Source organism: Saccharothrix hoggarensis, assembly GCF_042678885.1.
In the GTDB taxonomy this organism is placed as follows: domain Bacteria; phylum Actinomycetota; class Actinomycetes; order Mycobacteriales; family Pseudonocardiaceae; genus Actinosynnema; species Actinosynnema hoggarensis.
This window is the reverse complement of the sequence record NZ_JBHTLK010000007.1, coordinates 22,262-36,283: the sequence shown is the minus strand read 5'-3', so window position 1 is coordinate 36,283 and position 14,022 is coordinate 22,262. Positions and strand designations below refer to the sequence as shown.

Below are 14,022 nucleotides of genomic sequence, written 5' to 3'. Positions count from 1 at the left end.
CGGCCGTGCGGGCCTACGCGCGGCTTTGCCCGCGTCGGGTGGCGACGGCGAGGAGTTCGGCGGCGGGTCCGACGAGGCGTCGGCCGGCAGGCCAGACGGCGCGCAGCACGCGGCGCAGGTCGAGGGCGACGGGCACTTCGACCAGGCGTCCTTCGGCGAGGTCGACGGAGACGGCGAGGGCGCTGAGGACGGCGGGGGCGACGCCGGCGACGACGGCGCCGCGCACGGCGGTGGTCGAGCCGAGTTCGAGGGCGGGCGCGCACGCGTCGGGCAGCGCCTGGTCGAGCGTGTCGCGGGTGCCGGAGCCGCGTTCGCGCATGACGAGGGGTGTCGCGGCGAGTTCGGCGGGGGTGAGGGGACGGCGGCGGCGTGACCAGGGGTGGCCGGGCGCGACCACGAGGGCGAGCCGGTCCGCGGCGGCTTTGCGGGACGAAAGGCCTGGCAGGGGGCCTGGCGCTTCGACGAACCCGAGGTCGACGGCGCCGTCGCGGACGAGTCCGACGACCGTTTCGGAGTTGGTGACGCGCAGGCCGACGCGCAGGTCGGGTCGGGTGCGGCGGAGTTCCGCGATCCAGCCGGGGGCGAGGTGTTCGGCGACGGTCATGCTGGCGGCGACCCGCAGTTCGGCTTCGCGCGCGGACCGCAGTGCCCGCGCGCCCTCGACCAGGCCGGCGACCTCGTCCAGGACGCGGCGGGCCCGTTCGGTCACGACGACGCCGGCGGGCGTCAGCACGGAGCCGCGCCGGCCGCGGTCGACGAGGACGAGCCCGAGGTGCCGTTCCAGTGTGGACAGCCGCTTGCTCGCCGACGGTTGGGCGATGCCGAGTTCCCCGGCGGCGCGGCCGAGGCTGCCGAGTTCCCCGACCAGCACGAGCAGCCGCAGCGATTCGAGGTCCGGAGGCATAGCCCCAGGGTATGACCCCAGAGCCGGTGGCCGCCTACCGGAAGGAGCGGGTCGGGCGGAGGGTGGACGGTGTGCTGATCGCCGCGTTGGTCCTGGGTGTGCTGGTGGGTGGACGCCTGCCGGACCTGAGCGGCGTCACCCGGACGTTGCTGCGCGCCGGCGTGGTGCTGCTCGGTCTGCAGCTGTCCGTGCCGCAGTTGCTCGCGGTCGGGCCAGGGGTGCTGGTGGCGGTCGTCGTCACGGTCGGGGTGACGTTCTTCGGGACGTTGTGGCTGGGCCGTTGCCTCGGCCTGCCGCGTGGCCTGTACGTGCTCGTGGCGAGCGGTTTCTCCATCTGCGGCGCGTCGGCGATCGCGGCGGTGGAGGGGGTGGTGGACCGTGAGGACGAGCACGTGGCCACGAGCGTCGCCCTGGTGACGCTGTACGGCACCGTGGCGATGGTCGCGTTGCCGCTGCTGGGCGCGTCGCCGGAGTGGATCGGGGTGAGCGTGCACGAGGTCGCGCAGGTGGCGGCGGCCGCGCCGGCGGGCGGTGTGGCGACGGCGATGGCGGTGAAGCTGGGGCGGGTGGCGTTGCTCGCGCCGATCGTGGCGGGTGTCGGCGCGCGCGGCCGCACGGGGCCGCTGGTGCCGGGGTTCCTGCTCGGTTTCCTGGCGTTGGCGCTGGTCAGCCCGCTGGTGCCGGGGGTGGTGCTCGGTCCGGCGAAGGTCGTGACGTCGGTCGTGCTGGCCGCGGCGCTGTTCGGGCTCGGCACGTCGGTGCGGGTGGGGGCGCTGACGCGGACCAGCCCCAGGGCGCTGCTCCTGGGGCTGCTGTCCACGGTGCTGGTGTGCGGGACGGGCTACCTGTCGCTCTTGGTGGTGTGAGCGCGCAGCAGATCGGCGTTCAGGCGGGCGATCGTGGTCAGCGGGATGCCCTTGGGGCACGCGGGGGTGCACTCGCCGGCGTTGGTGCAGCCGCCGAACCCCAGCGCGTCGTGCTCGGCGACCATGTCGCGTGCCCGGGAGTACCGCTCCGGCTGTCCCTGGGGCAGCACGCCGAGGTGCGTGGCCTTCGCGGCGGTGAACAACATGCCGGAACCGTTGGGGCACGCGGCCACGCACGCGCCGCAGCCGATGCACGCCGCCGCCTCGAACGCGGTGTCGGCGTCCGGCTTGGGGACGGGGGTGGCGTGGGCGTCGGGCGCGGAGCCCGCGGGCACGCTGATGTACCCGCCGGCGGCGACGATCCGGTCGAGCGCGGACCGGTCCACGACCAGGTCGCGCACCACGGGGAACGGGTCGGCGCGCCACGGCTCGACGGTCACCACGTCACCGTCGCGGAAGTGCCGCAGGTGGAGCTGGCACGCGGTGGTGGCCTTCTCCGGGCCGTGCGCCATCCCGTTGATCATCACGCCGCACATGCCGCAGATGCCCTCGCGGCAGTCGTGGTCGAACGCCACGGGCTCCTGCCCGGCCGTGATCAGCCGCTCGTTGAGGACGTCCAGCGCTTCGAGGAACGACATGTCCGGCGAGAGGTCGTCCAGCGGGTAGTCCACGAGCCGCCCGGTCGCGCCGCTCTGCCGCCAGATCCGCAAGGTGAGTTTCACGAGTAGCTCCGGGTGCTGGGCGTGACGTGCTCGAAGGTCAGTTCTTCCTTGTGCAGCACGGGTGGTTGGCCGACGCCCGTGTACTCCCACGCGGCGACGTAGGCGTAGTTCGCGTCGTCGCGCAGCGCCTCGCCGTCGGGGGTCTGGCTCTCTGATCGGAAGTGGCCGCCGCACGACTCGGCGCGGTGCACGGCGTCGACGCACATCAGCTCCGCCAGTTCGAGGAAGTCGGCCACGCGGCCCGCCTTCTCCAGCTCCTGGTTCAGCCGCTCCCCCGTGCCGGGCACCTTCACGCGCTGCCAGAACTCGTCGCGCAGCTCCGGGATGCGCTCCAACGCCTTGCGCAACCCGGCCTCGTCGCGTTCCATGCCGCACTCGTCCCACATGAGCCGCCCCAGCTCGCGGTGGAACGACTCGACGGTGCGGTCGCCGTCCACGGCCAGCAGGGTCTTCACCCGGCCGCGCACCTCCGACAGGGTGTCGGCCACGGCCGGGTGGCTGTCGTCGACGGTGTCGAACGGCGCGTCGGCGAGGTAGTCGCCGATCACGCCGGGCAGCACGAAGTACCCGTCCGCCAGGCCCTGCATCAGCGCGGAGGCGCCCAGCCGGTTCGCGCCGTGGTCGGAGAAGTTGGCCTCGCCGATGACGTAGAGGCCGGGGATCGTGGACCGCAGGTCGTAGTCGACCCACAAACCCCCCATCGTGTAGTGGACGGCGGGGTAGATGCGCATCGGCGTCGTGTACGGGTCGTCGCCGGTGATGCGTTGGTACATCTCGAAGAGGTTCCCGTAGCGCTGCTCGACGGCGAGCGCGCCGAGGCGCTTGACGGCGTCGGCGAAGTCCAGGTAGACGCCGCGCTTCTCGTCGGAGATGTTCTTGGCGGCGCGGGAGGCGATGTCGCGCGGGACGAGGTTGCCGAAGCTGGGGTACATGCGTTCCAGGAAGTAGTCCCGGTCGGCTTCGAGGATGTCGTTCGGGGCGCGGGTGTCGTGCGGGTCGCGCGGCACCCACACACGGCCGTCGTTGCGCAGCGATTCACTCATCAGGGTCAACTTCGACTGGTGTTCGCCGCTGATCGGGATGCACGTGGGGTGGATCTGGGTGAAGCACGGGTTGGCGAACAGCGCGCCGCGGCGGTGCGCCCGCCAGATCGCGGTGGCGTTGCAGCCCTTGGCGTTCGTGGACAGGTGGAACACGTTGCCGTAGCCGCCGGTGGCGAGCACGACGGCGTCCGCGAAGTGCGTGGACACCGCGCCGCTGACGAGGTCGCGCACGACGATCCCGCGCGCCCGGCCGTCCACCACGATCAGGTCCAGCATCTCGGTGCGCGGGTGCATCTCGACGCGTCCGGCGGCGATCTGCCGTTCCAACGCCTGGTAGGCGCCCAGGAGGAGTTGCTGCCCGGTCTGCCCGCGGGCGTAGAACGTGCGGGAGACCTGCGCGCCGCCGAAGGACCTCGTGTCGAGCAGGCCGCCGTACTCGCGGGCGAACGGCACGCCCTGCGCGACGCACTGGTCGATGATCTCGACGCTGATCTGCGCCAGCCGGTGGACGTTGGACTCGCGGGAGCGGAAGTCGCCGCCCTTCACCGTGTCGTAGAACAGGCGGTGGACGCTGTCGCCGTCGTTGCGGTAGTTCTTGGCCGCGTTGATGCCGCCCTGGGCGGCGATGCTGTGCGCGCGCCGCGGGCTGTCCTGGTAGCAGAACGACTTGACCTGGTAGCCCAGTTCGGCGAGCGTCGCCGCGGCTGCCCCGCCGGCGAGGCCGGTGCCGACGACGATGACGCCGCGGTTGCGCCGGTTCGCGGGGTTGACGAGGCGGGCGGAGAAGCGGCGGCGGTCCCAGCGCGACTCGATCGGGCCGGTCGGCGCGCGGTCGTCGGCGATCGGGGCGCCCTCGGTGTAGAGGTCGTGTGCGGGCATGTCAGCTCACCAATCCGGTGAAGACGGCGAAGGGGACGGAGAGGAACCCGGCGCAGATCAGCACGGCCGCGCCGAGGCCGATCACGCGCGAGGTGGTGACGCCGAGGGTCTGGGTGGCGCTCCACAGGCCGTGCCGGATGTGGAAGCCGAGGGCCAGCACGGCGACCGTGTACGCCAGCACCACGTACCAGTGCTGGAAGTCGGCGACCACGTTCGCGTGAATCTCGCCGGAGACGCCGTGGGGGTTGAGCCAGCCGACGGTGAGGTCGAGCAGGTGGTAGACGACGAACAGGCCGATGATCACACCGCCCCAGCGCATGGTGCGCGCCGCGTAGCTGCCCTGGACGCGTCTGCGGTGCTCGTAGCGGCCGCGTGCCTTCCTGGCGCGGGCGGTCAGCTGGTAGGCGGCGACGAAGTGCAGCGCCACGGCGCCGAGGAGGGCGACGCGGGTCGGCCAGATGGCGCCGATCTCGCGCAGCCAGCGGCCGTAGCCGTCGATGGCGTCGGCGCCGGAGAAGATCGTGAGGTTGCCGAGCATGTGCGCCACGACATACAGCAGCAGCACGGCGCCGGTGACCGCCATGACGGCTTTCTTGCCGATGGTGGTGCGGTAGAGCCCGATCGTGTCCACGTGGCTGACGCTAGGAACACGTCCACGAGTCGTCCAATACATCGTTAACTGGACGACGATAGTCTCAGGCTATGACACTTCAGCAGCTCGCATACTTCCTGGCAGTGGCGCGGGCGCGGCACTTCACCAAGGCGGCGGCGGAGGTGCGTGTGGCGCAGCCCTCACTGTCCAAGCAGATCCACGCGCTGGAGAAGGAGCTGGGCGCGGAGCTGTTCAGCCGGGCCCGCGGCAACGTCACGCTCACGCCCGCCGGCGAGGCGCTGCTGCCGGTGGCGAGCCGCATCCTGTCCGACGTGGACACGGCGAGGCTGGAGGTGGCCGAACTGGTCGGGCTGCGGCGCGGCCGGGTGCGGGTGGGCGCGACGCCCAGCCTGTGCGGCAGCCTGTTCGCGGACGTGATCAAGCGGTACCACGACGCGTACCCCGGCATCCAGGTGTCGGTGACCGAGGGCGGGTCGCGTGACCTGGTGGGCGCGTTGGAGGCCGGTGAGCTGGACCTGGCGCTGGTGATCGTGTCGCCCGCCGACGCGGACCGGGCGCTGACCGTGGTGCCGGTGCTGCGGGAGGAGCTGGTGGTGGCGTCGTCGGAGCCGCTGGGCGTGACCCGGATGCGGCTGACCGAGCTGCGCGACCGGCCGCTGGTGATGTTCCGGCCGGGGTACGACCTGCGGGAGACGACGCTCGCCGCGTGCCGGCAGGCCGGGTTCGAGCCGCGGTTCGCGGTGGAGGGCGGCGAGATGGACGCCGTGCTGCGGTTCGTGGAGGTGGGGCTGGGGGTGGCGATCGTGCCGAGCACGGTGCTGGCGACGCGGTCCCTGCACGGCACGCCGCTGTCGCCGAGCACGACGCGCACGGTGGCGTTGGCGCACCGCACGGACGTCGCGCCCACGTCGGCCGGGCGGGCGTTCCGGAACGTGCTGCTGGGGTTCCTGCGGGGCGCGGAAATGCCTTCGGGCGTGCACCTGGTGACGTCGTAGGGTGCGGCCCGTGCTGATCCGACGCGAGACCGGGGCCGATGTCGAGGCCGTCCACGCCGTGACCGAGGCCGCGTTCGCCGAACGGCCCGGCGGCGAGGCGTGGCTGGTGGGCGAGCTGCGGGCGGACCCCGGCTGGATACCGGCGTTGTCGCTGGTCGCGGAGGTGGACGGCGAGGTCGTCGGGCACGTGGTGTGCACGCGGGGTTCCGTGGGCGGCGCGCCGGCGCTGGGGCTCGGGCCGTTGAGCGTGCTGCCGGCCCGCCAGCGCTCGGGCGTCGGCAAGGCGTTGGTGCACGCGGTGCTGGGCGCGGCGGACGCGCTGGACGAGCCGGTGGTGGTCCTGCTGGGCGACCCGGCGTACTACTCGCGCTTCGGTTTCCGGCTCGCGTCGACGTTCGGCATCACGCCGCCGGTCGCCGACTGGGAGCCGCACTTCCAGGCCCGCGCGCTGAGCGCGTACACGCCGGCGTTGCGCGGGGCGTTCCGGTACGCGGAGCCGTTCGACCGGCTCTGACCGGCCGGCGACACTGTCCACACAGGACTGCGGCCGCCGGCACGCGTGGCCCGTATACCCGACCGGACGCCCGAACAGCGCGCGACCGCCTTCCCGACCGGACGCCCGACAGCGCGCGACCGGACGCCCCCCGCCGCCCGCGTCACCACTCCTCGGGCGGCTCCAGGAACGCCTTGCCCACGTCGCGGGTCAGCGACAGCGCCCGCCGGACCCACTTCCCGCTCGCGCCGGCCATGCCGCACGTCGGCGTCGGCACCGCGTGCGTGCCGAGGATCGTCCGTGGGAACCCGAGCCGGTCCACCAGGTCGAACGCCGGCTGGGCCAGCGACCGCAGCGTCACCGGCGCGGCCGGGTCGGTGCTCGGCGTCAGGCCCAGGAACAGCTGGGTCTTGTCCTCCCACGCCTCACCGATCTCGTCCCACATCGACTCGTCGAGGACCGTGAGGTCGAACGAGACCGCCCGCGCACCGGCGCCGCGGATCAGCGCCACCGGCGGTTTCGGCGCGCAGCAGTGCACGATCACGTCGGCGTCCACCGCGTCGATCACGGTCTGGAGCACGGCGCGCGCGTTCGGCTCGGGGACGGCGGCGACGGTGCCGAGCTTGGACGGCGTCGGCAGCAAGCCCCGCAGCACGGCGGGCAGCGCCGGTTCGTCCAGCTGCACGACGACCTTCGCGCCGGTGCGCCTGGCGACCTCGGCGACGTGCCGGCCGAGCCCTTCGGCGAGCGATTCGGTGAACTCCCTCAGCGCGCCCTTGTCCGTCAGCACCCGGTGGCCGCGCGCGAGCTCGACGCTCGCCGTGAGCGTCCACGGTCCGGCGACCTGCACCTTGACCACGGGCGGCGGCACGGGTTCGGCGGCTTCCTCGAACGCGTCGAGGTCGCGGCGCAGGTGGTCCACGGCCCGCCGGTGGTCCTTGCCGGGGTGGGCGGCGGTCCGGTAGCCGGACGGGACCACCTCGACGGGCAGGTCGACGAGCAGCGCGGCCGTGCGGCCGATCATGTCCGCGCCGACGCCCCGGGCGGGCAGTTCGGGCAGGTGGGGCAGGTCGGGGAGTTCGCCGAGGACGATCCTGGCGGCCTCCAGCGGGTCGGTTCCGGGTAGCGAGCCGATGCCGGTTGCGGCGCCGGCGGACCAAGGGAGGGCATCCACGCGGACAGTCTCCCACCCGGCCGGCAGGGCCGTTCGACCGCGAAAAGGTCTAGACCCATTGACGAGGTGGTCTAGGCCACCTACGGTCACCTTGTCGGTGCCGACAGTTGCGACGGCACCACCCCAGCCGTGGTGTGGGGGCGTGCCGCGCCCCACGTTCCCACACCACTCCCACCCCGTTCCCCCCTGCACGGGAGTAGGTGCCGATGTCCCGTAAGCGCAAGAGCCTCGCCGCGTTGGCGGCGGGCGTCGCCGCGGTCGTCACGTCCGGATTGCTGCTCGCCGCCCCTGCCGGCGCCGCACCGACCCCGACCGCCGTGTTCACCCAGGACTCGTCGTGGAGCGCCGGGTACCAGGGCAAGTTCACCGTCACCGCCGGGTCGGCCGCCCTGTCCGGGTGGAAGGTGGAGTTCGACCTGCCGGCCGGCACCACCCCCGGCTCGTACTGGGACGCCACGCTGACCAGCAGCGGCAACCACCACACCTTCACGAACCGCGAGTACAACGGCAGCGTGGCGGCCGGCGCGTCCACCTCGTTCGGGTTCCTGGTCAACGGCACCGGTCTGCCCGCGAACTGCAAGCTCAACGGCCAACCGTGCGCCGGTTCGACGACGACAACGACCACCACCACTACGACCACTACGACCACTTCTTCAAGCTCGACCACCACGTCGCAGCCGCCGCTGCCGGGCAGCCTGAAGTCCGCGCCGTACGTGGACATCACGATGCCCACGCCGTCACTGGAGTCGGTCGCGCGGACCACCGGCCAGAAGGTGTTCACGCTGGCGTTCGCGCTGGCCGACAGCACCGGCTGCAACCCGTCGTGGGGCGGCACGATCCCGTTGAACGACAGCCGGATCATCAACGACGTCCGCGCGCTGAAGGCGCTGGGCGGCGACGTGATCGTGGCGACCGGCGGCGCCGCCGGGCCGTACCTGGAGTACTCTTGCACCACCGCCGACGCGTTGCTGGCGGCGTACAAGAAGGTGCTCGACGCGGTCGGCAGCAACCACCTGGACGTCGACGTCGAGGCGACCATCCCGCACGACATGGTCAACACGGCGCTGAAGCGGCTGCAGACCGAGCGCGGCACGTCGATCAGCTACACGATGCGCATCCAGGGCGACGACTACGGCATGGACCCGTACTCGGTGCAGATCCTCCAGAACGCGGCGGCCAAGGGCCTGAACGTCCTCGTGAACCCGATGACGATGGAGTTCGGCTCCTCCCGGCCGGACTGGGGCGACGCCGTCATCGCGGCGGCCGAGAGCACCCTCCGCCAGATGAAGCAGATCTGGCCGGCGAAGTCGGACGCGGAGCTGAAGCGCCTCCTCGGCGTCACGCCGATGATCGGCCGGAACTTCAACGGCAAGGTCTTCACCCAGGCCCATGCCCGCAAGCTCGTGGCGTGGGCCAACACGAACCGGATCGGCCTGCTCGGCTTCTGGTCCGTGGGGCGTGACAACGGGGGCTGCCCGGGCGGCGCCATCTCCCCCACGTGCAGCAGCATCAGCCAGACGCAGTACGAGTTCACGAACATCTTCAAGGGCTTCACCGACTGACCTGCGCAAACACTGACGGTTGATCTTGTCAGGCCGTCGTCAGGCCGTCCGGGGTTCACGCCGGGGCCGGAACACCCGATCGACCGCCGACCGAGCCCGCGCGTGGCTCGACGGCAGGAGGTGGGTGTACGTCCTCAGCGTGAACCCCGGATCGGCGTGTCCCAGGTACTCGGCGAGTTCCTTGATCGAAACGCCTTGGGCGAGCAGCGTAGAGGCGTAGAAGTGCCGGAGGGCGTGCATCCCGTCCCCCTTGGTCGTGTAGGTCAGCCCGGCCTGCTTGAACGCGGGAATCCACGCCACCCCGTTGAAGGCGCTCCCCGAGTACGGCACGCCCTGGTTGCCGACCATCAGCAGCCTGACCGTGGTCGGTCGCCCGGACGGTTCCAGCCACGAAAGGGTGACCGTGACCGGCTCGAAGTTCTCCGCGTAGGCGTCGAGCGCCTGGAGCACCCCCTTGGACAGCGGCACCACGCGAGCCTTGTCCCCCTTCGGGGGCGCGAACACGAGCTGCTTGCCAATCACCCTGATCTGCCGCGTGACGTTGACCAGCATTTCTTCGCGGTTCACGTCATCCAGGGAGAAGCCAAGGATCTCTCCCTGCCGCAAGCCGCACCCCGCTCCGAGCACAGCCGCGGGCTTGAACCGCGCCAGCAGCGCGAGCTGCACCGCCCGAAGCCGCGCCTCAGTCCACGGGACGAGCTTCCGAGCGCCGGGCTTCGGCTTCTTGACGCTCTGCGCCTTGCACGGGTTGACCCGGATCTTCCGATCCTCGACGGCCGCGCTCAGGATGGACGACAGGGTGTCGAAGTAGACCGCTTGCGTAGAAGCCTCAAGCTTCCGGTCCCGTAGCCAGGCCAGCCAGTTCCGCACCACCTCCGCGTTGACCGACCCGATGGTGCGCTTCTCGAAGAACGGGTAGATCTGGCTCTTGAGCCGACTCCTCAGCGTCTGCTGCGTGGCAGCGTCCTGCGACTGACCCTTGAGCCAGTTCTCCGCATACGTCTTGAAGTTGGCCTTCCCCGCGTCCTGGTCAATGTAGGTGCCCGACAGGACGTTGTGCTGCATCTCGGTCAGGAACGCCTGCGCCTTGCGGAGCTGCTTGTCCGGGAACGACTCGGACTTCTCGTTGCCGTCCGGGTCGTAGTAGCGGACCTTGTACCGGTCACCCTTGCCCCACCGCTCCGGGTCGCGCTCCTTGGTCCGCCTGCCCTTGGCGTCGAGTACCGGGATGCCGTTCTCATCGCGCTTGACGCGCATCCAGCGATCTTGGATGTGGCCTGCCATGTCGCCTTCCTCCTAGGCCGCAGCCGGGTCGGTTTCCTGCTCGTCCAGCCAGTCCCGGACGTCCTCCGGCCGGTAGCGGACGTGCTTGCCGAGGCGGACGAACCGAGGGCCATAGCCCTTGTGCCGCCACTGGCGCAACGTGGTCTCCGGAAGGCCCAGGAAGTCAGCGAGGTCGGTCGGCTTCCAGAGCACTTCGATGACGATGTGACGCGGTCGATCGGACATGACTCCCCCGTTTCCCCTGGTTAAGCGGCTATGGACTCAGTTGCCGAAACACCGGGTGATGCACCGGCAGCGGCCAACATCGCGCGGTCGTACTCCGCCTTCCACCGCGTGCGTTCCGCGATGGCGTGCATGAGCTGGTGCGCGCGTGGTGGCACGTTGGGGTCGCCGGGCCGGACCTTGTGCCAGACGAGCTGGGAGGTGTCGGGTTCCGGCTTCTCGATGCCCGCGGCCTTGAGCGCTTCGATGACGAACCGCTTCCGGTCGGCACGGTGGTCGGCCAGCGTCTTACCCGACCACTTGCGCGACACCAGCACCCGCCGACCAGGCAGGCCGAGGGTGGCGCGGCGGTGCGCACGTCCCTTGCAGTGGCCCGGTGTGGTTCGGGAGCCCGCTCCGCGTGGTTGGACGCCGTAGAGCAGCCAGACCGGGCAGCGGTCGGAGCAGGGCGTCACGGCCAGCTCGTCCGCCAGGCGGTCAGCGTGCCGACGTTGCCGTTCGGTGGACTGCTCGACCACCTCACCGATGGACTTGGTGAGGTACTTGGTCAGGTAGCCGATGTGGCGTCCGGCCTCCTCCGAGCCGCCGAGGATGCCCTTGGAGTGCACCTGAGGCCCGAAGGTCACCACGTGCGCTGGCTCCTCCACGGCCTCGACCGCGTCCGCCCAGGCCGTCAACGGCTCACGGGTGTCCGGGTCGACGAAAGCCTCCGCCCGTGCGTCCCAGACCGGCAGGTGGTCGCCGCCGTAGAGCAGTTCGTCGTGGTTGGGCCACCACACCTGGTGGTAGGTGGCGGCGGTGACGAGCCGGATGGTCTCGTGCGGGATCGAACCGCGGACTGCCGCATGAAGGTGCGGCGCCGCTCGCTTCTGCGGCTCGACCGTGGCGAAGTACTGCACGTCCCAGCCGACGACCCGGCGCAGGTTCTGCCACCACCGATCCACCAGCGACGCGAAGTACACCGCGTCCCGAGCCGCCCGCCGGTAGTCGTAGGTGTCCGGGTCGACCGGAGTCCCGTCATCACGCACGCGCCCGTAGGTGTCGAGGGTGAGCGTGACGAACATCGAGGGCCGGAACCCTCCCGCGTACTCCCGGCCCACCGTTCGCTTCTCCACGCGCCGCCGAGGCAGGTTCGGCGCGTCCTGACGCCGCTTGGTCGACCGCTTCACCGGCCGCCTGGCAGGTGCGTCAGGGGAGGGGAAGCGGCCCCGAACGCCGAGCTGCCGAAGTTCCGCGTCGACGCCGTGGATCTCCTCCCGCAGCTCGTCAGCGTCACCCGCCTCCCCGGCCTCGACCGCCTCCCGGTACGCCTTGACCAGGTCCGCCCGGAACGTCAGCAGCGCCTTCTGGTCCTCAGTCGGCGCGGTCGGGGTGAAGTCGGGTTCCTCGGCCATGTGCCAGCCCTCACGGCACTGAGCCATCCGCAACGCCTTGGCCTTCTTCGCACACGGTCCGCAAACGCTTTCGACCGTCGACCCGCAGGGCACGGCGACGTAGCGGACTTCGAAGCTGGCCCGGTCCTCGACCTCCATCGTGAACGGCCGGATGCAGACGCCGTACTTCTCGGCCGCAGCCTTCGCCACGTCCAGCGCGATGGGCTGGCGCATCCGCTCAGCGCGAGTCTCGCCGCTCATGCCGCTGTCCTCCCCTGGTTGTCATCCGGCCTGGTCGGGAAGTTATGCACCTCTGCATCGGCCAGGAAGACGCCCAGCTCGACCAGGTCGGCATCGGTGACGTGGAAGGCCCGAGCCCGCTCCGGCTCCCGCTGGCCGTCCTCCTTGACCCAGGCGACACCGGGCGTGTTCTCGCTGATCTCGTGCGCCGCCGCGCCCCGTTGCCGGACACCGTCGCCCAGGACCATGTCCACCTGCTGTGGCTCGTCCAGGCGGAGTGCCACACGGGTGCTGAACAGGTGCCGGAACCTGACCACCTCCTTGCGAGGGTCTTGGACCAGGCCGACGACGGCGTATCCCGGTGCTCGCCCCTGTGAGGTGATGGTCTGGATCGCCCGAGCGGCCCGCTCCCGGAGCTGCTTGTCCGGTTGGTAGGCGATCAGGTCCGCCAGCTCATCGACCACGAGGACCGTGAACGGCTCCCCCGTCGACCGTGCCCACAGCCGTCGAATGCCCCGGTACCGCGCCGCGCGCTCTCTGACCTCAGCGGCGATTTCCTCAAGCATGGCAACGGCTTCCGGTCCGTTGTCGTACGCGACCCGGTCGAAGGCGTTCGGACACTGCCCGAGTTCCATCCCGCCCTTTGGGTCGATCCCGACCAGCCGCACCAGGCCCGCCCGGACCGCCGGCGCGAGCTGCCACACCAGCGACCACAGCACCGAGCCCTTGCCGGCACCGGGCACCCCGACGACGAGCACCTGAGACCCGAGCAGGCGCAGCCGCCACGGCTTGCCGGTCTCCGTCCGACCGACGACCACCCGCTTGAGGTCTACCTCCGCCGAGTCCGCCAACGCGGGCACCGGCACCGGTCGCAGCAGCGGGTCAGCGTGCACGAAGTCCAGCTCCAGCAACCGCGGCTTCAGTACCCGAACCCGGCACGACCGAGCACCGAACGAGTGCGCCAGGTTCTCCCGCCGCAACTCCCACGCCTCCGGCGACTGGGCCGGGATCATCCGCACCCGAACGCGGTCCCTCCACCCCTCCGACCGCACCCGCCGCAGCCTGGGCCGGTACTCACGGCCACGGTCCTGCTTGGCCAGGTCCGACAGCCGCATCACCGAGCGCCACTTCGGGACGTAGACCGCCGCCCGTCGCCACTCGGTGACCAGCCGGTACCAGCAGTGCCGCAGGAATGACGCCCAGTCGTACCCAGCCCAGACCACGAGCGCCGCGACCAGCGACAACAACGCCAGCACCAACGGCGAAAGCCCGAACCGACACCAGCACCAGGCCGCCGACACCGGCACCAGCGTCACGACCGGGTACCGGACCACGACGAGCACCAGGCGTACGACGCCGACCAGGACGAGCCACACCAGGGCGACCAACGCGGCCAACCACTTCGCCTTGCCCGGCACCAACGCCCACCACGGAACCCGAGGCCGGGCACCCTCGAACGGAGCCGGGTCCACCCACTTCCCGCCGCTCATCGCGCACCCCCGTAGATCAGGGGCAGCCAACCCAGGCAGGAGCAACAGACGAGTTGGTTCGGGGCGTAGACGCCGAACCGCCTGCACGCCCCACAGGGGCGACCGTTAGGAAGCTTCCACACAGACGGGGCACCGCGCCGACTTGACGCGCGCACCCCACGT

The 14,022-nt window shown here is 71.2% G+C and carries 13 protein-coding genes; 4 read left to right on the top strand and 9 right to left on the bottom strand.

Going from position 1 to position 14,022, the window contains the following annotated elements:
- Positions 1–13 precede the first annotated feature (13 nt).
- The gene (locus tag ACFQ3T_RS03135) at positions 14–904 is read right to left on the bottom strand and encodes a LysR substrate-binding domain-containing protein (RefSeq protein ID WP_380719527.1); all 891 of its coding nucleotides are present in this window, start codon (positions 902–904) and stop codon (positions 14–16) included.
- Between the two features lie 11 nt (positions 905–915).
- Between ACFQ3T_RS03135 and ACFQ3T_RS03130 the strand changes: the two genes are divergently transcribed.
- Entirely contained in the window at positions 916–1,770 is an 855-nt protein-coding gene (locus ACFQ3T_RS03130) for a YeiH family protein (protein WP_380719525.1), read from the top strand.
- Here ACFQ3T_RS03130 and ACFQ3T_RS03125 read toward each other — a convergent pair.
- The 3 genes from ACFQ3T_RS03125 to ACFQ3T_RS03115 are packed head-to-tail and all read right to left on the bottom strand — an operon-like array spanning position 1,746 to position 5,045.
- On the bottom strand, positions 1,746–2,492 hold the full coding sequence (locus tag ACFQ3T_RS03125) for a succinate dehydrogenase/fumarate reductase iron-sulfur subunit (protein WP_380719523.1): 747 nt from the start codon (positions 2,490–2,492) through the stop codon (positions 1,746–1,748). The two genes, ACFQ3T_RS03130 and ACFQ3T_RS03125, sit on opposite strands and share 25 nt — an antisense overlap.
- Positions 2,489–4,414, bottom strand: coding sequence for a fumarate reductase/succinate dehydrogenase flavoprotein subunit (locus tag ACFQ3T_RS03120; protein ID WP_380719521.1), 1,926 nt, complete (start codon positions 4,412–4,414; stop codon positions 2,489–2,491). The genes ACFQ3T_RS03125 and ACFQ3T_RS03120 overlap by 4 nt, the downstream gene beginning before the upstream one ends.
- Position 4,415: 1 nt before the next feature.
- The gene (locus ACFQ3T_RS03115) at positions 4,416–5,045 is read right to left on the bottom strand and encodes a succinate dehydrogenase cytochrome b subunit (protein WP_380719519.1); all 630 of its coding nucleotides are present in this window, start codon (positions 5,043–5,045) and stop codon (positions 4,416–4,418) included.
- A 71-nt stretch (positions 5,046–5,116) separates the two neighbouring features.
- Between ACFQ3T_RS03115 and ACFQ3T_RS03110 the strand changes: the two genes are divergently transcribed.
- Positions 5,117–6,022: a LysR family transcriptional regulator gene (locus tag ACFQ3T_RS03110; RefSeq protein WP_380719517.1), complete on the top strand. Its 906-nt coding sequence runs from the start codon at positions 5,117–5,119 to the stop codon at positions 6,020–6,022.
- A gap of 10 nt (positions 6,023–6,032) precedes the next feature.
- On the top strand, positions 6,033–6,536 hold the full coding sequence (locus ACFQ3T_RS03105; RefSeq protein ID WP_380719515.1) for a GNAT family N-acetyltransferase: 504 nt from the start codon (positions 6,033–6,035) through the stop codon (positions 6,534–6,536).
- Positions 6,537–6,678: 142 nt separating this feature from the next.
- Here ACFQ3T_RS03105 and ACFQ3T_RS03100 read toward each other — a convergent pair whose 3' ends face one another.
- Entirely contained in the window at positions 6,679–7,689 is a 1,011-nt protein-coding gene (locus ACFQ3T_RS03100; protein ID WP_380719513.1) for a methionine synthase, read from the bottom strand.
- 206 nt (positions 7,690–7,895) lie between these two features.
- Between ACFQ3T_RS03100 and ACFQ3T_RS03095 the strand changes: the two genes are divergently transcribed.
- The gene (locus ACFQ3T_RS03095) at positions 7,896–9,251 is read left to right on the top strand and encodes a cellulose binding domain-containing protein (protein WP_380719511.1); all 1,356 of its coding nucleotides are present in this window, start codon (positions 7,896–7,898) and stop codon (positions 9,249–9,251) included.
- Between the two features lie 39 nt (positions 9,252–9,290).
- On the opposite strand, the gene ACFQ3T_RS03090 is transcribed toward ACFQ3T_RS03095, so the two are convergent.
- Genes ACFQ3T_RS03090 through ACFQ3T_RS03075 form a run of 4 tightly spaced genes read right to left on the bottom strand, consistent with a single transcriptional unit; the run spans position 9,291 to position 13,860 of the window.
- Positions 9,291–10,535 (bottom strand): tyrosine-type recombinase/integrase, encoded by a 1,245-nt coding sequence (locus ACFQ3T_RS03090; RefSeq protein ID WP_380719510.1) that lies wholly within the window; start codon positions 10,533–10,535, stop codon positions 9,291–9,293.
- Positions 10,536–10,547: 12 nt separating this feature from the next.
- The gene (locus ACFQ3T_RS03085) at positions 10,548–10,760 is read right to left on the bottom strand and encodes a helix-turn-helix transcriptional regulator (protein WP_141980987.1); all 213 of its coding nucleotides are present in this window, start codon (positions 10,758–10,760) and stop codon (positions 10,548–10,550) included.
- A gap of 20 nt (positions 10,761–10,780) precedes the next feature.
- Positions 10,781–12,391, bottom strand: coding sequence for a replication initiator (locus ACFQ3T_RS03080; RefSeq protein WP_380719507.1), 1,611 nt, complete (start codon positions 12,389–12,391; stop codon positions 10,781–10,783).
- The gene (locus ACFQ3T_RS03075; protein ID WP_380719505.1) at positions 12,388–13,860 is read right to left on the bottom strand and encodes an FtsK/SpoIIIE domain-containing protein; all 1,473 of its coding nucleotides are present in this window, start codon (positions 13,858–13,860) and stop codon (positions 12,388–12,390) included. Before ACFQ3T_RS03075 ends, ACFQ3T_RS03080 begins: the two co-directional genes overlap by 4 nt.
- Between the last annotated feature and the right edge of the window lie 162 nt (positions 13,861–14,022).